Origin of the sequence: Glaciihabitans sp. UYNi722 (genome assembly GCF_040549465.1) — a bacterium.
In the GTDB taxonomy this organism is placed as follows: Bacteria; Actinomycetota; Actinomycetes; order Actinomycetales; family Microbacteriaceae; genus Lacisediminihabitans.
On record NZ_JBEPTL010000015.1, the window covers coordinates 41,694 to 60,155 of the forward strand.

General features: G+C 60.3%; 18 protein-coding genes. 14 read left to right on the forward strand and 4 right to left on the reverse strand.

All coding sequences use genetic code 11. The features are described from left to right. Window positions 1-5: 5 nt before the first annotated feature. The gene (locus ABIB56_RS11880; RefSeq protein WP_354569426.1) at window positions 6-2,003 is read right to left on the reverse strand and encodes a HEAT repeat domain-containing protein; all 1,998 of its coding nucleotides are present in this window, start codon (window positions 2,001-2,003) and stop codon (window positions 6-8) included. Between the two features lie 639 nt (window positions 2,004-2,642). Between ABIB56_RS11880 and ABIB56_RS11885 the strand changes: the two genes are divergently transcribed. The 7 genes from ABIB56_RS11885 to ABIB56_RS11915 all read left to right on the forward strand — a co-directional run bounded on the left by ABIB56_RS11885 (window position 2,643) and on the right by ABIB56_RS11915 (window position 10,517). After that, on the forward strand, window positions 2,643-3,197 hold the full coding sequence (locus tag ABIB56_RS11885; protein WP_354569427.1) for an RNA polymerase sigma factor: 555 nt from the start codon (window positions 2,643-2,645) through the stop codon (window positions 3,195-3,197). A 26-nt stretch (window positions 3,198-3,223) separates the two neighbouring features. Next, a complete protein-coding gene (locus ABIB56_RS11890) occupies window positions 3,224-4,741 on the forward strand; it encodes a hypothetical protein (protein ID WP_354569428.1) in 1,518 nt (505 codons plus the stop codon). A gap of 3 nt (window positions 4,742-4,744) precedes the next feature. Next, window positions 4,745-6,481 carry a DEAD/DEAH box helicase gene (locus ABIB56_RS11895; protein WP_354569429.1) on the forward strand — a complete coding sequence of 579 codons (1,737 nt, stop codon included), beginning with the start codon at window positions 4,745-4,747 and terminating at the stop codon, window positions 6,479-6,481. 451 nt (window positions 6,482-6,932) lie between these two features. Beyond that, window positions 6,933-8,681, forward strand: coding sequence for a DNA (cytosine-5-)-methyltransferase (dcm, locus tag ABIB56_RS11900; RefSeq protein ID WP_354569430.1), 1,749 nt, complete (start codon window positions 6,933-6,935; stop codon window positions 8,679-8,681). Between the two features lie 104 nt (window positions 8,682-8,785). Next, a complete protein-coding gene (locus ABIB56_RS11905) occupies window positions 8,786-9,397 on the forward strand; it encodes a hypothetical protein (RefSeq protein WP_354569431.1) in 612 nt (203 codons plus the stop codon). A gap of 300 nt (window positions 9,398-9,697) precedes the next feature. Continuing rightward, entirely contained in the window at window positions 9,698-9,883 is a 186-nt protein-coding gene (locus tag ABIB56_RS11910) for a hypothetical protein (RefSeq protein WP_354569432.1), read from the forward strand. 148 nt (window positions 9,884-10,031) lie between these two features. Further along, window positions 10,032-10,517 (forward strand): DUF3846 domain-containing protein, encoded by a 486-nt coding sequence (locus ABIB56_RS11915; protein ID WP_354569433.1) that lies wholly within the window; start codon window positions 10,032-10,034, stop codon window positions 10,515-10,517. A gap of 203 nt (window positions 10,518-10,720) precedes the next feature. On the opposite strand, the gene ABIB56_RS11920 is transcribed toward ABIB56_RS11915, so the two are convergent. Beyond that, on the reverse strand, window positions 10,721-11,209 hold the full coding sequence (locus ABIB56_RS11920; RefSeq protein ID WP_354569434.1) for a CYTH domain-containing protein: 489 nt from the start codon (window positions 11,207-11,209) through the stop codon (window positions 10,721-10,723). Between the two features lie 96 nt (window positions 11,210-11,305). Between ABIB56_RS11920 and ABIB56_RS11925 the strand changes: the two genes are divergently transcribed. Next, a complete protein-coding gene (locus tag ABIB56_RS11925; RefSeq protein ID WP_354569435.1) occupies window positions 11,306-11,677 on the forward strand; it encodes a hypothetical protein in 372 nt (123 codons plus the stop codon). Continuing rightward, window positions 11,674-13,053 carry a deoxyguanosinetriphosphate triphosphohydrolase family protein gene (locus tag ABIB56_RS11930; protein WP_354569436.1) on the forward strand — a complete coding sequence of 460 codons (1,380 nt, stop codon included), beginning with the start codon at window positions 11,674-11,676 and terminating at the stop codon, window positions 13,051-13,053. Before ABIB56_RS11925 ends, ABIB56_RS11930 begins: the two co-directional genes overlap by 4 nt. On the opposite strand, the gene ABIB56_RS11935 is transcribed toward ABIB56_RS11930, so the two are convergent. Both ABIB56_RS11935 and ABIB56_RS11940 read right to left on the reverse strand, forming a co-directional pair. Then, window positions 13,054-13,617: a CYTH domain-containing protein gene (locus tag ABIB56_RS11935; RefSeq protein WP_354569437.1), complete on the reverse strand. Its 564-nt coding sequence runs from the start codon at window positions 13,615-13,617 to the stop codon at window positions 13,054-13,056. A gap of 173 nt (window positions 13,618-13,790) precedes the next feature. After that, window positions 13,791-14,639, reverse strand: a complete 849-nt coding sequence (locus ABIB56_RS11940; RefSeq protein WP_354569438.1) for a hypothetical protein — start codon at window positions 14,637-14,639, stop codon at window positions 13,791-13,793. 168 nt (window positions 14,640-14,807) lie between these two features. Between ABIB56_RS11940 and ABIB56_RS11945 the strand changes: the two genes are divergently transcribed. The 5 genes from ABIB56_RS11945 to ABIB56_RS11965 all read left to right on the forward strand — a co-directional run bounded on the left by ABIB56_RS11945 (window position 14,808) and on the right by ABIB56_RS11965 (window position 18,418). Then, window positions 14,808-15,590, forward strand: coding sequence for a vWA domain-containing protein (locus ABIB56_RS11945; RefSeq protein WP_354569439.1), 783 nt, complete (start codon window positions 14,808-14,810; stop codon window positions 15,588-15,590). Between the two features lie 5 nt (window positions 15,591-15,595). Continuing rightward, complete coding sequence (locus tag ABIB56_RS11950; RefSeq protein WP_354569440.1) at window positions 15,596-16,678, forward strand: hypothetical protein; 1,083 nt, start codon at window positions 15,596-15,598, stop codon at window positions 16,676-16,678. Continuing rightward, window positions 16,675-17,382: a hypothetical protein gene (locus tag ABIB56_RS11955; RefSeq protein ID WP_354569441.1), complete on the forward strand. Its 708-nt coding sequence runs from the start codon at window positions 16,675-16,677 to the stop codon at window positions 17,380-17,382. The genes ABIB56_RS11950 and ABIB56_RS11955 overlap by 4 nt, the downstream gene beginning before the upstream one ends. 226 nt (window positions 17,383-17,608) lie before the next feature. Beyond that, window positions 17,609-18,211, forward strand: a complete 603-nt coding sequence (locus tag ABIB56_RS11960; RefSeq protein WP_354569442.1) for an MT-A70 family methyltransferase — start codon at window positions 17,609-17,611, stop codon at window positions 18,209-18,211. Between the two features lie 3 nt (window positions 18,212-18,214). Further along, window positions 18,215-18,418: a hypothetical protein gene (locus tag ABIB56_RS11965; RefSeq protein ID WP_354569443.1), complete on the forward strand. Its 204-nt coding sequence runs from the start codon at window positions 18,215-18,217 to the stop codon at window positions 18,416-18,418. Window positions 18,419-18,462 lie beyond the last annotated feature (44 nt).

Consider the following 18,462-nt stretch of genomic DNA (forward strand, 5'->3'; position numbering starts at 1 on the left):
GACAGCTAAATTAAATCGTTGAGCACCTTTTTGGGCGTTCTTGGGTTTGCGGCGACTGCGGTCAGCACGTCGTCGCCCCTTCCCCTAGCTAGGCGCGCAAGGGTGGCCGGCGACGCACTCGGATTTCCAGCCACGGCCCACTGGAAGCCCCGGAATGAATAGGGCTCAGGCTTTGTCTTGCTGAGTGCGTCTAGGTAGCTGGCCGGAGTACTTGGATTCCCTGCGACCTTTAGACGGACATGCCGGTCGTGATCGGATGCAAGTCGGATCAACACCTCCACCGGTGTATGAATCTGCGATGCGACGAATGCCCGCACGCTCGAATCGGTGTCGAGCGCGAACTGGGTCAACGCCAATACGTCGCCAGACAGAATCACCCGCCGCACCGCGAGGTAACGCACGTTGTCGTCGGGATCCGCCGCGAGGCGCGCAAGCGTGTCTGGATCCGGTTCGTAGAACTCGGCCACATGGGCTCTCACCCAAGGTTCTGGGTCGATGGCAAGGACCGCAAGATCGTTGCGAATGCGTTGGAGGGCCTTTGCATCTTCTACCATCTGGGGGTTTTGCCACTCATGCCGAAAAAGATGCCTCCCCGCGGCCAAACCCTCAGGCCATGTCTCCCATCTCGCCGCGTAACTGGGTCGCAGATTCAGAAGGAAGTCCCCACGAGTCGCGTCCGGCAAGAGCACGATCCGAAGCAGGGAACGCAGCCGGAACTCATCATCGCTGCGCCCCTTTGTGGAGTGGATGACGGAGTGAAAACGTCCTCGGGGCAGATCCGGCTCACGGGTTTCAATTGCTCGCGACTCGTGGTCAGTAAGCGCTGCGCGCGCCTCTGCGGCGCCGGCACCGCTCTCGAGTTCCTGATCCCGCTCGGAGAGCGCCCACTGCACCTGCCTATTCGGATCGCCCTGGAGCGTGCCGAGCGCCAGACCAGGTGTATTTGGGTTTCCGGCCGCTGCGGCGCGGACCACGGCACTTCGATCCCATGCCAGCTCCGTCAGCATCCACGGGGGCGTCCTCACATTCGCGGCAACAATCGCCCTCACGGACCAAGTCGGATCGGTGGCGAGGGACGCGAGCGTTGTCGGATCGGTGTTCGGATTCCTCGCCGTCTTGCGACGGACGGACACTTCTTCGTGATCCGCCAGCACGTCGAGACCGCCGACCGGCGTGAGCAAGTTGTCCGCTAACACTTCACCCGAACGTTTGGGCGTGAGCGGCTCGTAGACAGAGACCGATGTCCCGTGCATTGCATCGCGGAATCCGGCGCGCAGCTTTGGCAGTTCCGTCTCGGCGTCGGCGCTGAACAGATCGGTGAGGCGCCACGTTGGAAGAAGCCCGTAGCGGGGCAGCCAAATCGCGACGCTCCGAATCTTCAGCTCGTCGTCCCCGTCCATGAGCACGTAGCCGATGAGTTGGTAGAGATAGTCCCTCAACTTGGAGACGCCCAGCCCGACCCCGGTCTTGCAGTCGATCAGCGTGTCTCCGATGATCCAGTCGCCGTCGCCGACTACGACGTCGGGGATTCCGGCCATTTCGGGGTTCGGCACGTAGCGCTTCCCAGATTCGATCTCCCGCGTCCAGCGCTCAATCTGTCGCATAGCCGCGATTCGCATCCCGGCGATGTCGGCCAACAGTTGTCGCTCACCTTGGCCGATCGCGCCGCGCATCGCTTTCCATCCGGCTCGGTAGGGCTGTTCGCACCAGGCAAGCAGAACGGATGCCCTGTCGAAGTCGCCGCTCGTATCGATGATTCTTCTTGCTTCGTCGAACCATCTCTCGGCGAGTCCGGCCCAATCGGCACCCTCCTGAACTTCGGCTGCGTGGAGTCTGAGCCAGTCCAGGCCGAGCGTTGCCACCGTCGAGTCGATGTCAAAGCCAGGGAGCAACATTCGGGTCAAGTAGTCGAATGCGGTCCCTGAGGTGCCGGCGAGTTTTGGATCGAATTCGTGCGCGCGCGGGGCTACTAGTTGTGAGGCGGCGATCTCCGCGAATCCCATAACCTGAGCGCCTCCACGTGCTCCGAGTGTTCCGCCTCGCGTGGATTCGAGCCGAGGGGAGATCGTTGAGATATATGTCCGAAGCGGCGACTTAGTATCTGCGAGCAGCTGACTCAGGCTGCGTGCATTTGGCAATGTGTCCTCCAATCAGCAGCGCGAAGTCCCTGAAAAACATGACGCTCGGCTCCAGTCTGGCGCAAGCCTGCTTCTGCTCGCGGCGGCGCCCGCGATCCCTCTGATTGGTCTGGCTCTTCTCGCGCAACTTGCGAGGGCGACAGAAGCCCGTGACATCATCGTTGTCTGCTGCACGGTAGGTGACAGCCTCCAGTCGCAGCCTGTGCCGCTAGCGACACTTGATCACCGACTCGCGATCGAGCTAGCAAGCATCGACCGGTAGCCGGACGAGATTGCCCGTCTTCCTGATATCCCCCAAGGGCCACGGGACGCGATGTTGCCCGAGTTATGAAGACTTGAACTCAGCGGTCGGTGTCGTACGCCTCATCACTGTCGTTCCGAAGGCGGTGCAAATCGCGCACATCTCTATCGCCCCATTTCCCCCTGGACCGATTCCCACTTGATCTCGCGAAAGAAAACGGGCCAGTAGTGATATGAAGTGCTCCGCACGGCACTCTATATACCGTGACCGCAGAAACCACCGAAGCATCGCGACGGCTGACCGTCGAGGGAGAGATCAGCTCCATGCTGGCTGATCGACGTTTCGATGGACTCATCCGCCGCCTCAACGCAAAGTACCCGGGCCACCAGCAGCTCGCCGAGGATGCGGCATGCCACGCAGTGGTGAAAATTCTCGAGCAGATCGCCACTACTGAAATCAGAAGCGTCGGTGCGTACCTATATCAAGTGGCCGACAACCACGTTCGAAAGACGCTGCGCGGCGTCATACCTGAGCTCGATATCGATGAATACGACCCGAAGGACTACGAAGTTCCCGACGCCTTGGAGGGGGCTGATCTCCTCCGTCTTCTAAAGAAGGCCACGGTCGGCTGGAACGACAACATTCGAGTCGTCACAAATCTCGTTCTGGATCACACCTTCCTTGATGACTACGACTGGATGACCGCAGAGGATCTCGCCGACGAGGCGAGCGCCATCCTCGGCGAAGAAGTATCGGCGGCAAGTGCCTCCATGTGGAAAAGCCGCGGACTTGCGCGACTTCGTGAACTGTTCGTGTGACCAAAAGCAATAGAGAGTGGGACCAAATGACCATCAGCACCACCCCCCAGACGGTAGACGCCATCCGAGCGATCCTGGACCGGGCCATCGGCGTCGCCGCCGCCTATGGATCCGAAATCGAAAACGAGGTTCGCGAAGCGGCCAAACTGCCCCTTGACAGGGAGAGCGCCGAACGGCTCTATGCCCGTGTTCTGACGATCGTCTCGAATCTCGGAACCAACGAAACCAATGCCGAGCAGCGCGCGGAGGCGGTCGAGAACATCCGTCGTGAGGCTGCCGCGCTCGCGACTTCGATTGACCGTCCAACGCCTGGCTCGAAAGCACAGGTCACGTTGGTTGACCGCAACGGACTCGAGGTGCGAGAGGTCGCTCCCACGCCCCAGTTCAACGGTGTCATCGTTCCGATGATGGAGGGCTATGTAGACGTCCTGACCCTCGACCCGTGGGACCAGAACCATCGCGTGATTCTGCACGTCGAAGACTTTGTCGCCCAGTATGGTCGGCAGCCAGATAGCGCTGAATTGGTGGGAATTCTTCAAGGCTCCATTCGCCTTCAGGCAGGCGAGGAAGATCCGTTCAAGCTTCGCCCCCTTGCCTCTAGCATCGCCCGGAAGGGAGTCGAACGACCGCCCATCATTACGCACACTGGCACCCCGCACGACGGCAATCGACGGATCGCCGCGTCACGCTTCGTCCTTCAGAGCGATGAGTTCACCGCTGAGCAGAAGGAACGTGCCCGGTGGATCCGCGTGTGGCAGACCCGCCCCGGCGTGACCGACGATCAGTTGAACGCTATGGTCCTTGCACTCAACTTCGAGGAAGACCACAAGGTCGAGTGGCCCGAGTATGTCAAGGCGAAACTCGTGGCCGAAGAGTTCCGGACCCGTCTGGAGACGGAGTTGAAGCTCCCCACGGCAGCCCGCGAGCGCGTCATTCGCAGCGAGGTCGCTGCCAAGTTTGCTATCAAGCCGCAGGACGTAACCCGTTACTTGCGCATGGTGCAGTGGGCGGAAGACTTCACTGACTACCACGTCGAATCTGGCAAAACCGAGGCGGAAGTGTCCTACCGGACGAACAAGGGCTTCCAATGGTTCTATGAGCTGGACGCCGGTCCCACTGGCTCAAAGGTCACCGAGCGGTTTGAGAAGGACCCCGACCTGCGCGCAATGATCTACGACCTTATGTTCGACTCCACATTCGAGAGCGGGGCCCAGGTTCGGGCGATGTATCAGGTCGCGAACGATGACGAGGCATATCAGCAGGTCGTGCGTGCTCACCAGATTCGTGAGACGCAGAAGGCCGAAGCGAAGGAACTGATCGTTGACGCGATTAATGGCGCCCGCGAGCGGGTTCGGGCGGGTAAAGCCGTCGCGCTCGACCAGTACGCTCTCGGCATCATCAAGCGGCTTGGCGATACTCCCGCGAACGCGTGGGCGACGCTGGATGTCGATTTGCTCAAGAACCTGCGCCGCACCCTGATCGCAACGCTAGGTGCAGTCGAAGGCGAGCTCTCCGTCCGCGCCGGTAGCTTGGAGAGCGACTAACTCATGTCGATCGCCACTGCTCGGTCGGCGGGTTCAGCGCAGAGCGTGGATCTCGTACCGAACACGGTTTCGCTCCAGTCGCTGGCGAACACCGTGCGTGCCGCCCTGTCTTCGTCTCAGGGCGTCCGCCTTGTGAACGGGACGGTCCGCATCGATTTCGAGCAGGCAGCAGAGCTGATCAGGACTGGTTTCGTCGACGTCAACTGGGGACATGACGTACATCGCTACATCAGCAATCGGACGTCCTCTGTTGCTGGGGAGGACGTCGCTACGAGCAAGGAGATCAAGGCTGCTTCGGCAGACGAGATAGCGGACCGCATTCTCGGTTGTCGATTGCTGCCAATGCTCGATGAGCACCAGATTCGAAATGTCGCGCTCATGACTATCCCCAACTCGCCAGGGGCCTGCATCTTCGATGAACAAGGGACTGGAAAGACCATCTCAGTCGTGGCAGCCTTTGACCTCCTCGTTGAGCGCAACGATGCGGACGTCTTGCTCGTTGTCGCGCCGAAGTCCATGGTCGGTGAGTGGGGCGCCGAAATTGCGCGCTTCACCAATGACGGTTACAAGGTCGAGACGTTGGATGGGTCAAAAGCGCAACGGGCCGCGTCGCTCCGCTCCGGAGCCGACGTGTTCGTCTGCAACTACGAAACCCTTATCGCCATCCCCGATGACATTCGTCTTCTGTGTCAACGGACGCGAGTGGTGCTGGCTGCCGACGAGTCGTTCAACGTGAAGAACCCGAATGCAAGTCGGACGGCAGCACTCTCAAGCGCTCGGGAATGGTGTGTCCGAGCGTTCGCGTTGTGTGGGACGCCAGCTCCGAACGATGCAGCAGACATCATTGCGCAGGTATCCCTCGTAGACATGGGTCGAGCGTTCCAAGGTATCCATCTCTCAATTGATCCTGATCGTCAGCGTGACGAGATCCGCGATGTCATCGAGTCGAGCGTGGTCTACAGCCGCAACCTCAAGCTGGTTGTATTGCCTGATCTCCCCGGTCGAACGTTTACCGAAGTCAGCGTCGAACTGTCTGCCGACCAGAAGGCCTTATACGAGACCATCGCGGGCGAGCTCGTTTCGGACCTCGAAGGTGTCACTGATAAGGAGTTTGCGGAGTCCTATGCGAACTACCTTGCTCGACGGGCAGCACTCCTCCGTCTTTGCTCGGACCCCGGTGCGGTCAATCCACAGATCACGTCCCCATCGGCGAAGCTGTTGGCACTGGATGGGCTTCTCGACCGATGGATAGCGCAGGGCGAGAAGGTTGTCATTTGGTCCTTTTACCGTGCAACGCTGGAAGCCCTTGAGGGCAGGTACTCGCACTATGGACTCGTGCGCATTGACGGATCCGTCACGGACGTGAGCGACCGACGAGCAGCAGTCAAAGCGTTCCAGACCTCGCCGGATACACGCATTTTTCTGGGCAATCCCGCGGCCGCAGGAGCGGGCATCACCCTGCACTCTGCCGCAGTCTCGGTCTACGAGTCAATGTCAAACCAAGCTGCTCACTACCTTCAATCGCTGGATCGAACGCACCGACGAGGACAAGACCGTGCAGTGGAATATGTCGCGTTGCTCTCAGCGGGAACGATCGAGTGGGACGAGTACGAACGACTCCACCACAAGGCCGCGATGCAGGCGGACCTCCTCGGAGATCCGAGTCCGCAGGCACTTACACGCGGCATGATGCTCGATGAACTGCTCGCCAGTCTTGATGCACTTGATAGCTCGAAATGAGCGGGGGCGCACCGAGCCCGCTTCACGAAGCTCGGGTCGTTGAGCTTGAGGAGGTCTTTACCCTTGCCGGGTTATCGCATGAGGCTCATCTGCAGTGGTGGCTCCGGCCCGACGTCGCTCGGGCCTCGCCCGCGAGTCGGACACTTGGCTTAGGGGACGCGAAGTCGACCGAATCACCAGGAAACCAAGCCACATTGAGGCGGCTCGTAGGCTACGTCCGGGCGGCCAGAACCTGGCATGATGCGGGCTGGACCGTGATTATGAGCCTCGCCGTTAACCCGCACGAAAGTACCCAGTGGGGGGACGAACTACGTCGCGCCTGGGCGGTCGGCGGGCTCGTTAACGGCCCAGTTCACATTGCACCTCTCCACCCCAACCTCGCCGTCGTCACTCTTTCGACGAGCCGACGGCAGCACTCGACGAACGGGGTAATCTCATCTAAAGTTGGGGTGTGACTCGCCCCTCGATATCCCCAGAATCAGCGATCGTCGAGGTAAAAACCCCGTCGTCCGGCCGCTCCCCAAAGCGCCCCAGGTTCCCGCTTCGAGCCATCGACTTGTTCTCTGGAGCAGGCGGACTTAGCCAAGGTTTCCGTGACGCTGGTTACGAGGTGCCGTTCGCGCTCGACTTCGACGCCGATTCGTGCGCGACCTACGAGAAGAATCATCCCGAGACCCACGTCGAGTGCGCGTCCATCACAGACTTCTCTCCTGCTCAGATCAAGAAGCTCGCGGGCGGACGGATCGACGTAGTACTCGGCGGACCGAGTTGCCAGTCCTTTAGCACGGCTGGCAGGAGATCGGGATGGGTCGCCGACGGAGACGAACGTAACGACCTCTGGGAACACATGTTTAAGGTCGTGGAGCACATCAAGCCCAAGGCCTTTGTCATGGAGAACGTCCCCGGAATGGTCTACTGGAAAGAGGGAGCATTTGGGGACATGATCCTCAAGCGCTTCACTGACATCGGATACACCGTGCGTAAAGAGATTCTTCTCGCTGCGGACTGGGGCGTACCGCAGAGACGACGCCGACTCTTCATCGTTGGCATTCTCGGCGACCGGGAGTTCACCTTTCCCGAGCCAACCCACATGGGCGGCTGGCGTCGCGACTCTTTGGAGATGTGGGAGAAGAAGCGGCAGGAGAAAGGACTCTTACCGCACCTGACGGTTGAGGACGCTCTTGGCGACCTCCCTCCGTTGGAATCTCACATGATTTCGTCCACCCGTTACCTGGTACCGAAGGACAAGGCGACCCCGTTCGCACAACTGATGCGGGGTAGTGGCCGCGTGATCCGCGACCATGATGTTCAGGCACTTGCAACGGATACCGCAGCGCTCATCGCTCACGTTCCGAGTGGGGGCACATGGCGAGACGTCCCGCCGCACCTCCTCCCAGACCGGTACCGGGGCATGCGTCGTACCGACAGCACTAACCTGCTTGGCCGGCTCGATTGGAACCTACCGTCTTACACAATTACCACTCAGTTCAACAACGTGACGACTGGGTGCTTTACACACCCCACAGAGAATCGCTCACTGTCAGTGCGTGAGGGTGCCAGGCTGCAGACGTTCCCTGACAAGTACGAGTTCGTTGGGTCGGTTGCTTCTCGCTGCCGTCAGATTGGCAACGCCGTTCCGCCTCTTCTCGCTTCCGTCTTGGCGCACGAAGTCGCGACTCAAGTGTGGGGAACTCGAGCAGAAGAGGTGCACCCGCGACCAGCGATCATGAAACGCGGCGCGGCATCTCGAACTGCCGAAGCTATTGATAATGTAGCAAAGGCGAAAGCAAAGCGTGAGGCGAACCAAGACACAGCGTCAGAGCGAGGCGTGCGTGACGCTCTGAACGCTGCAGGCATCAACTACGTCCTAAAGGAGCGCCCTGAAAAGAGCGCTCGACCGAACAAAGAGATCGTCATCGTCGATTCGCGGATTGTCGTGATGGTCAGTGGATGCTTCCTGCATGGTTGCGAGAAGCACTCTCGCCTGACCAAGTCCAGCACCAAATGGTGGGCAGACAAGATCAAGCTAAATAGAGCGCGTGATGACGCTTCTCGCGCAGCATGGAAAGCCGAGGGATATGAGGTCGTCGAATTCTGGGAACACGAAGACCCAGAAGACTCTCGACGACACGTGCAAGAAGTCATCGAAGCACTAAAGACAGCGAGCATGGCATCTTTGCAGCCCAAGCTCATGGCCTGATTGGACTATCCCGAGCGGCTGCGGCAGCACACCTGTCCCTGGTCAGTCGCTAACACGCCGTAGACCGGCAGCTGTCACAGGCATCAGCGGTCCACAGTTGACACATGATCCCTCGCGTCGACATTGAGATCGAAAGCGATATCCCCGCAGGAGCGACCTTCTGGACGCCAGTGCCGGACGACATCGGTGATGAGGGGTTTGGCTTCTTTCAGGACGTGTGGCCGATTCTCGACGTTAGCGAGAACGAGGCGTCCGAGGTCATTGATGCAGAGCGCGTCGCGGTCGCCTTCGCCGATTCTGGTTCAACTGATGAGCGAGAGTTTGAGGACCTTGCAAAGGCCATCGAAGACGAGTACCCGGACTCGCTAGGCGACGATGCACAGGCGTTCATGGCGGACTCGGGCTGGGGTGGGTTGGAGAGTCTCGAACTCGGCGTGGCCGGGCTTGTTTACGCCTTGGCCGCTTGTGGATTCTTCCCTGCCGCAAGCTGTCGTTCTCATTACGACGGCATGAGTTCTTGGTCCGAGTATCCCGTCGTCATGTTCGCTGCCGATGAGATGCATACCCAAAAACTGCAACCCTTCATCGAGGCCAGCGGTTGCGGGCTAGAAGGCGACAGTGCCCGGAGCGACTTGCTCTGCATCTACGCTCCCTCGATCGTAGAGATGATGCTGCTGGCGAGCGCACTGATTGCCGCCAAAGCGACGTTCGACTAGAGGTCGATTCGGCCTTCAACCGAAGACTTCCCCAACGACGATTCGCTTTCGTTTCGACGCAAGCCCATCGGGCATGATGTCGATTTCACATCACTTGACACCGATCGGAAGATTGAACTCCCTAGGCATCGGAACATAATTCGAGGTCCGCTCCTCATTGCCGTGCGGCTTGCAGAGGAACCACCCGGTTCGTCGGCCGCATCAAGAATGAGGAGGTGGCTCACATGAGTGAGACATCCGGATTCCCGCAGTACGCGGGAGCCACAAGTCAGATGCGAACACTTGCGGTTCGCATCACGGATGACCTGCGAACGCAGCAAGTCCGATCCGCAAGTGCTCAAGCGTGCCGAGACGGTCCGGGCGGACATTGAGCGCGAGGCCCAAACCAAGCGCAACGCTATCGAGGCGATCTTCGCTAAGGAGCCCGCCAAGAAGGCGACTCCCCCGAGCCGCGAGGCTGCCAAGGACAAGGCTCCGGGCAGCTGAGCGAAGGACGAGACCCTGGTCGGCTGGAGGCTTTCACAGCTTCGCCACCAGGGCTCTCGTCGAACCCACAGACTTGCCATTTCTTTCGCGGGGAGCAATCTCCAGCCATCCGGCTGGAGTCATCCCCCACGAAAGGAACGTGATCATCATGGTCATAGGCATTGTCATCCCGCACGAAACTCGGCTAAAGATCTTTACCCACGTGTTCAGCGATCTCGCCAGTTACCAGGCCGCCGTCGGCGGCTACATCGAGACGATCCATCTCGATGGTCACCCGCTAGTGATCGTCGCGAACGAGGAAGGCAAGGTGATGCGGCTGCCAGCCAATCGGCGAGCGACCTGCCTCTGGTGGCTGCTGAACCCGAGCGGACTTGGCGGCGACACGCTCGTTGGCGACGTTGCGATAGTCGGCCCGTCTGAGCAAGGCGAAATGTCCGACGCACCCGCGCGGCTCGTCAGCCTGCTGCTTGAATCGACTCTCTACCAAGTCCAGGTGCGACTGAGCAAGAAGTTCAATAGCTGGGTGCCGATCGGTGATCCAGTCGATGACTTCTTCGAAGCCACCATCCGTGCACTCCGGCTGATGGAAGCTTGGAGCCCACCCAGCGACGTGAGGGTGGTCCCGGCTACCTGAACTCATGCCCCATCTCGAAAGAGGTGGGGCTTCAACTGCGGCCACACAAGCCAAAAGCACATCTTTTGTCTAAACCAGGATCAAGGCGCGATGCGGTTGAGATGACCTCTAACTTCCAAAACGACCACGCCCGTCACGAACCGCCGCAAGCACCCAGGGCACGCCTGAACGCTACCCAGTCGCGATCAGAAGGCGCGACGGCGTCAAGCCACCCACGTGCTAAACGGTCGGTTGCTCAATTCCGAGTTGTAGTAACGAGGATCGGTCGTCACCTCTTCACCCACCCAATCAGGAAGGTTCGCTATGTTGCCGACCAACTCGCCTTCGATCTCTAGCAGCACTAAGCCCTGGTTGGCGCCACCGAACACGTCTACCGTCCAAATGCCGGGAGCATTTGACAATCTGTAACGTACCTTTTCAACAATTCCCGACGCGAGTAACTCGATCATCTGCGACGCCTCATCTGGCGGTATGGCGTACTCAAATTCGAGACGGGCCATCCCACTCGAGGGGCCTTTTATCGTCAGCCACGCGCCCTCGTCCGCCACGCGTGTCCGCACCGAGCCCTGTGCATCTGCCCGCAGATACCCCTGAACGATTCGCGACTCGCTGACCACCTCAAGGCGCCACGACGCACTTTTGGTGAGGAACTTGCGTTCAACTTCTATTGGCATTTTGTGCACGGCTTTCATCGAACTTCGCGCGCTCAGGCGTCGGATGTCTGACCATCTCGCTATGCTGGCGATACTCCTTGACAAGAAAATGATGTTGGCTCACAATGTCACAGCATGGAGAATGAAGACCACCACTCACACGAGGATAACGAGCGACAGAATCTGCCGCCACCTAACGAGATTGAAGATCACATGTCAGCATCAGATACAGCGGAACTGCCCCGTTTAACCCCCGAGGCTGAAGCATCCGCACGATTTCAGGTTGATCTAGACAATTACGAGCGAGCCAAGAAGGCAGTGATCACTCAGCTCGAGACAGAAGCCGGGGCCGGTAACCCCGACGGGCTGACTTTTGGTGTACTCGTTGACCGCCTCAGCGATCTTGGAATCCCCGACCACCTCGCGTCCCAGGCCATCGATTCGATGCGCGGTCGCCAGGTACGTGTCACCAATCTTGGTGCCGTCGCGCTCCGCCCTCAAGAGTGACACCAGTCGACTCGAGACCAAAAGAGTCGGACCGGGACGCGGACGATGATCTCCGTTCAGAATATGAGCGAGACGCCGATCGGCTGCTTTATACCTCGGCTCTTCGGCGACTAAGTGGAGTGACCCAAGTCATCAGTCCGACTGATGCTTACGTCCACCATGACCGACTTACACACAGCCTGAAAGTTGCGCAGGTATCGCAAGCCCTCGCGAAGTCGTTGGGGGAGCGCGTTGACGTGGATGTAGTTCACGCGGCGGCGCTCGCTCATGACATCGGCCATCCACCGTTCGGTCATGCGGCGGAGGATGAGCTCATGGGCATACTCGACGGCCGCATTGATCGCTTCGGTGCACCGATTTCAGCTGAGAAGATATCGGCGATACTTCCCGATTCATTCGAGGGTAACGCTCAGTCGTTTCGAATTGTGGCTCGGACGGCGGCGCGAAAGTGGGAAGAACGCGACCACGGCCTGAATCTGAGATACCGAACACTCGCCGCGATCTTGAAGTATCCCTGGCAGCGAGGCCAACAACCGGCAGAATACTCGGGGCTCGAGAATCGAAAATGGGGGGCTTACCACTCCGAGTCCGTCGAATTGAAGTTGGCCCTCGAAATTGCGGCAGCCACCGGTGTAATGGGAACTCACCGCTCAGTCGAGGCGGACATCATGGACTGGGCCGACGACGTCTCCTACGCTGTCCACGATACAGAGGACTTCTTCCGTGCCGGCCTCATCCCACTTGACGCGTTGCGCACGAACGACACGCTCTGGGATGGCTTCCTGACCTACGCAAGCGACTCAATACGGGCGCGACGGGTTCAGGACTGGGCATTCAACAAGACGATCTTTGATGCGGTTTCCGTGGCTGTCCGAGACCGTCTCCCCCGCCGCCCCTACTTGGGAGACTTCGAATCCCGAGAGGATCTGCATCTGTTTGGCAGCGACTCGATCCGAGCGTTGTTGCGGGGCATCGCTATCAACAGCAACGGTGATCTCGAGATATCAATTGAACAGAGAACTCGCGTCGAGTTACTCAAAAAACTCACACGCTACTTTGTGATCGAGCAGCCTGACTTGTATTTTTCCCAGAAGGGGCAGAGGGCAGTTGTGCGCGAACTGTTCTGGGACCTTTGGGATATGGCGCAGGCTTCTAAACTGGGACGTAAGTCGGTACCTCTCCCAGCACGATTCGCGGACTACTGCGATCTTGCGCTGCGATCCTCGAGCGTGGACGGCTATGACAGCTCCCCTCAGCGCCTCGCACGCGCGACCGTAGATTTTATTTGCTCACTTACCGATGGCCAGGCACTCAACATGCGCAATCAAATCCGAAACGGCGGACAACCGCCCAATGCGCGCGTCGCAAGCATCTGACTAGTAGTCGGGATCATCGCGCTCGGTCGGATCTTCGATTTCAGCGGCGACAGTTGCGCTCCAGTTCGCGAACTCAGCGTCCCGATAGCGCTTCCTCATTGGAAAACGGGCCAGAATTTCATTGTTGTACTGCGGATCGCGGGTAATTTCGCGACCCGCCCATGCTGGCCTCCCCATGCCCCAGATGTCGGTGCCCTCGAGTTCCGCGATGACGAGCCCTTCATTGTCTCCGTGGAAAACATCGATGACCCATGCTTCGCCGTCTATGGCCCCCCAGTAACGATGTTTGATGACGACGTAGGGCCAGCGATCGATGATTTCTTTTGCGAGTGCGACATCGCTCAGCGGCTTCTCGTCTTCGAGGCGCTCACCGTTACGGCGTGGGCCCTTCATCGCCACGTCAACACTTTCAGTAGTGACATTCTCCTCATTCGTGCGCGCAGTCACACGCAATCGATAGGCGTAACCGTCAATGTAGGTGAAATACGCTTGCGTCACGAGATAGACGGCCAAGCCGTTGACTATCTCAACGTCGGGAATTAGGAATCTGCGTTCGCGTTCCACGCTCCTTGGAGCGCCATGGGTCGGCTCATGTGATGTCACGCTGCGAATCATATTCGACTACTGGGCGGCTCGCTTTCTCGGCCGCCGACTCGATGCCCCTCAAAACCGCGACCCAATGCTCTTCAAATCTCCGCATACTTACTACCTGCAACGTTGCCAGCCAGGTCGGAGAATCAAGCGATGTCTGATTTCACGTTCGTCTTTTTGTCAAACGTGGGACTTTCGATACCTGGGGCCAATGCAAACCGTGAGTCGACGCGGCGATAGTCGTCGGCGGGATATGCCCAGTTGATCCGGATGTCGGTCTCAAAGTTCCGATTTGTAGAAAGGACTGACATTAGGCGCGGGTCTGCGAGTTGCGCGCCAACGTACCACTGGGGCCAGACTGGCATGTTCCAAACGACCCGAAGCGCGAACAGTGCGGCATCTCCTCGAACGTCGGCATCGAGATAAGTGGGTGGAATGAGTTCAGTCGCGAACAGCATTTTCTCGCTGTAGGCAGCCTCTCGAAATGAGAATGACAGGCTCTCTATCTCGAGGTCGTTCACCCAAACGCGAGGTCGGCTGACAGTTGTCCCGCGTTCAACGTTGATTCGAATCTGGCCTTCAACGAGTGAGCCCGCCTGAGTGACGATGACGTTTCCCCATGGCCGCTCGAATGGCAGACCGTCGCGAATGAGTGCTCCGAGTTGATCGATCCCACGGTTACTCCTTCGAAGGCCAGTGCGTGGATCAACTGAGTGCGCCTGAGCATAATTGGCCAGTCGGCTATCCAGCGTGTCGCCTGCCATCTCGTGGCCGCTGGTTTCGAAGAACGCCCGTACGTCTCCTTCGACTTCCTTCCCGTACTTTTGGCCAATTGCGAGCAGCGTGGAGAAGGCCTGAGCGGCACTCCCCATTCCGAGGTATGTGACCAACGTCACGCATGTGCTGACTTCGGCTACATCGAACGGGGTAGGAGATCTCCTGAGCTGACGCAGTTCATCACGGATGTCGCGTTGCAGCGGGTCGAGTATCTCCACGCCAACATCGTGTCAGTTTCGTGTCAGTGACGCAGACTGCGACGCGAATCAGACTGGAGTCAACAACTTCATACAGCGGAGCGGGAGCGATGCAACGTCAATTGCATCGCTCCCTGGCCGAATCAATCCCCATCCCTGTCCCTGTGAAAGAAGAAAAGAGAGAACCCATTGACCACCCTCACCGTACTGCGCACCAGCGCGGCTGTCTGCGCCCTCAGCGCCGCACTCGCGCTCACCGCGTGCTCATCCCTGAACGCCAGCTCGTCCACGGACCAGACGATCCTCGCTGCCTGCACGGCCGACAAGCAAGTCGCTGCCGATGTCGAGATCGATGGCAGCGGCTCAAGCGCAGGCGACACCATCGCGACCAAGCGGCTGGCAATCACTGCAGACGTGGTGCGCCGCACAGCCGTCTGTGGTGGCCACCTGCTGGTTCGCGCCTTCTCCGCCTCTAGCGGTGCGACGGTCACCATCTACGACGGCGAGCTGGCCCTCCCCGGTGCGACAGACAATGCGCGGCTGCGCCGCGTTGACGCTCTCGTGGAGAAGGTCATGGCCGAGATCACCGCCAAGTACAGCGATGCTATTGCGGCGTTGCCCGGCGGAGGCTCGGACATCACCTCTGTCTATCGGCTGGCTGGCGAGTACGCCGCTCAGCTTGGCGACGGGTACGAGCTGCACCTGTATGTGCTGACGGATGGCTTGAACAACATCGGCACCGACCTCACATCGCAGGTGCTCACCCCCGAGCAGGCGACCGACTTGGCCTCGACGGTTAGCGTGCCGGCTCTGCCCGGCTCGTTCATCACTGTGGCCGGCCTCGGTCGCATCGACGGCGACCCGGCGCCTTCCGCGCTGGTCGAAGGACTGGTCGCGTTCTACGACGCGCTGTGCACCAAGGCCGGCGCGAAGACCTGCGTGTCCGTGACCGACTACACGGCAGGGCGGTGACCGTCATGGCAACCATCAAGAACGCCAGCGGCTCCTACGACGCGACAGCCGACCGCGTCGAGGAGTACAGCAACCTCAGCCTCCAGCAGGTCGACGAAGCACACCGCATCAACGGCACCACCGGCCCAGCCCTCCATGTCGAGAACGAGCTCGATGCCTTCGGGCGCGAACAGGAACCGCTATGGAAGGCAGAGGGCATCCTGCAGTCCCGTCCCGCGCTGATCGCCCACGCAGGTCTAAAGGTGCAGGCCGAGTCAGCAGAGCACCTCAGCCGCCGACACCGCCGACTCGTCAAACGCGCCCAGCGACGCCTGGAACGCACGGTCGCGGCGCTCAGCCCGTTTGTACGTCGCAAGCAGGGCCAGAAGGGCTGGTTCATGGTCCGCACCGGACTGCTCCTGCTCGGGGACGTTGCGGGACAGGCCGGGGCGCAGATCTACTACGGCGAGATCCCCGAGCTCGCCCTTATCCAGGCATTGGCCGCGGGTGTCGCCGTCGTGACCGCCGGATTGGTCGGGGCTGAGATCAAAGACCTGCGCATGGCCAGCAAGCGCAAGATCGAACGCGCCAACCTCACCAAAGAGCAAGAGCCGTTCGCCCACCTGTTCGACGGCACCGACGACGGCAAGCACATCGTCAAGGCGCTCGTCTACACCGGAGTAACCGTGGGCGTGCTGATCTCGATCGGGATCTTCGCGCTGCGCTCGACCATCGACGGCCCTCTTTCCGGCCTCGTGTACGGGGCGTTGGCTGCGGGTATCGCTGCGGCCAGCTTCATCTCCAGCTACATCGTCACCGACGAGATCGCGGACGCAATCGACACCGCGGAGAAGGACTACGAACGCACGATCAAGCGTCAGACCACTCTGGCTGCGAGTGCACCGCTGAAGGCCGCCTTGGAGAAGATCGCCGAGGACGAGTCGATCCGCGGCGAGCACGATGTGCGCGGACAGGCGGCACTGCTCACCTACGAGGGGCTGAAGCACCGCGTACTGCGCCGCAACCCCGGCGTGGCAGGCCACGGCCCCGCAGTCGAGCCCGAGCCGGTTGTCGGACGCCGCGCCCGCGAGGACGGGGGCGGAGCATGAGCCTCGCACCGCACCTGCAACCCAGCGCACTCGTGGGCGAGTCGCCACGATCAGTCAGGCCAAAGAAGGACGCTGCGATTGAGCTGGGTTGGCCGGGGTTTTGCCCCCGTCAGCCCCGGCTGGTCCTGCCGATCTTCGATGACTCCGGCTCGGTGTCGCTGCCGGGCGGGGGCGATCCGGTCGGCAACCGCTACGAGGAAGTGCAGCTTGCTTTCGAAGCGCTACAGGAATGGTGCACTTGCGGGAAGTGCCTGGGCGGAGTGTTGCACTTCGACACTCCGCGCGGGGCTGTCGCGCCGGGCAAGCTGCGCAGCCCCACGTTCCAGCAGAACCTCGCGCGAGGTCTGCGGGTGCCACGCTTCGCGGCTGGGTCGAGCGTCCTTGGTCCCAGCCTGACCCGTGCGGAGGAGATCGCGGCGAGCTTCCCGAAGCACGAGGTTCGACTGGTCGTGCTGACGGACTGGCAACTGTTCGACACGGACAACGTGCTCGACCGGCTGCGTAGCTTCCCAGGGGCAGTGCTCGCCATAGGGCTGAACACGGACCCTCCCATCGCAGCGGACGACGAGAACATCGTCGGTCTGCGGGTCGGTCACGACGACCCACCAGGCGCCGTCGCTCATGCGCTGTTCGGTGAGCTGACGGTCGGTCGTCGGGGACGTCGATTCATCGGCACGACTGCCACCGAGGAGGCAACAGCGTGAACATCGTTGCCAATTCCACAACATCGAGGATCGCTGCCACTGATCGCCACGACTTCAACGCCTCGACCTCTGTTAGCCGATATTCCGATCACCTGTCGCATCGCTTCGTAGCCGGAGCGATCGGAACATTGCGCGAACCCCACCGAGAGCCCATAACCATACGTCCACCCCGAGGGCATGCGCTGCGCGCTGCCGACGGTCCGGAATCGAAAGGAGGAACCACACGATGAACATCAACGACACGCTCACCGAGATCACGGTGCCGAGCAAGAAGTACAAGGTCATTTATGCAGACCCGCCCTGGGACATCCAGCAGAAGGGTGCCCGCGGAGCCGCGCAGCACTACGACCTGATGACCCTCGAACGCATCAAGAACATGCCCGTGGCCGATCTGGCGGACGACAACGCGACCCTGCTGCTCTGGGTTACCAACGGGGCACTCCCGGCCGGCCTTGAAGTGATGAAGGCGTGGGGCTTCGAGTACAAGACCAACGCAGCCTGGGACAAGTACTACATGGGGCTCGGCCTCTACTTCCGCGGCTCCCACGAGCTGCTCCTCCACGGCACCCGCGGGAAGGCACCGTTCAAGTTCCGCGGGCAGCGCTCGACGCTGCAGTTCCCGAGGCAGGAACACTCCCGCAAGCCCGAGGAAATGATCCCCCTCATCGAACGCGTCCTCGACGGCCCCTACCTCGAACTGTTCGCACGGCAACGCCCGAACAGCCACCGCGACTGGAACGTGTGGGGCAACGAGATCGAATCCGACATCGTCATTCCCGGCTACCCCGTACCGAGCGACTTCACCCTCACCGGAGAACAGGAGCGATGACCCATGGCCGACAAAGAACCAACCCCGAAGAACCTCGCGCAACGCTTCTTCGACCTCTGCCTACTGCTGCTTGGAGGCATCATCGCGCTCTGGGTCGCGCTGCAGTTCCTGGCTCAATTCTGGGGCTGGATCGTCCTCATCGTCGTTCTCGTCGCGGCCATCTGGGCGCTGGTCGCGATCCTGCAAGCCAGACGGAACAAGTGGTGACAAGCATGAGCACGTTCACCCCTGTCAAAGCGTTGCGGAATCGA

Bases quoted from the DNA above. Each gene is read 5' to 3' on its own strand.
- ABIB56_RS11880 (WP_354569426.1), bottom strand. From the start codon at position 2,003: ATGGGATTCGCGGAGATCGCCGCCTCACAACTAGTAGCCCCGCGCGCG.
- ABIB56_RS11890 (WP_354569428.1), top strand. From the start codon at position 3,224: ATGACCATCAGCACCACCCCCCAGACGGTAGACGCCATCCGAGCGATC.
- ABIB56_RS11895 (WP_354569429.1), top strand. From the start codon at position 4,745: ATGTCGATCGCCACTGCTCGGTCGGCGGGTTCAGCGCAGAGCGTGGAT.
- ABIB56_RS11905 (WP_354569431.1), top strand. From the start codon at position 8,786: ATGATCCCTCGCGTCGACATTGAGATCGAAAGCGATATCCCCGCAGGA.
- ABIB56_RS11910 (WP_354569432.1), top strand. From the start codon at position 9,698: ATGACCTGCGAACGCAGCAAGTCCGATCCGCAAGTGCTCAAGCGTGCC.
- ABIB56_RS11915 (WP_354569433.1), top strand. From the start codon at position 10,032: ATGGTCATAGGCATTGTCATCCCGCACGAAACTCGGCTAAAGATCTTT.
- ABIB56_RS11920 (WP_354569434.1), bottom strand. From the start codon at position 11,209: ATGAAAGCCGTGCACAAAATGCCAATAGAAGTTGAACGCAAGTTCCTC.
- ABIB56_RS11925 (WP_354569435.1), top strand. From the start codon at position 11,306: ATGGAGAATGAAGACCACCACTCACACGAGGATAACGAGCGACAGAAT.
- ABIB56_RS11950 (WP_354569440.1), top strand. From the start codon at position 15,596: ATGGCAACCATCAAGAACGCCAGCGGCTCCTACGACGCGACAGCCGAC.
- ABIB56_RS11955 (WP_354569441.1), top strand. From the start codon at position 16,675: ATGAGCCTCGCACCGCACCTGCAACCCAGCGCACTCGTGGGCGAGTCG.
- ABIB56_RS11960 (WP_354569442.1), top strand. From the start codon at position 17,609: ATGAACATCAACGACACGCTCACCGAGATCACGGTGCCGAGCAAGAAG.
- ABIB56_RS11965 (WP_354569443.1), top strand. From the start codon at position 18,215: ATGGCCGACAAAGAACCAACCCCGAAGAACCTCGCGCAACGCTTCTTC.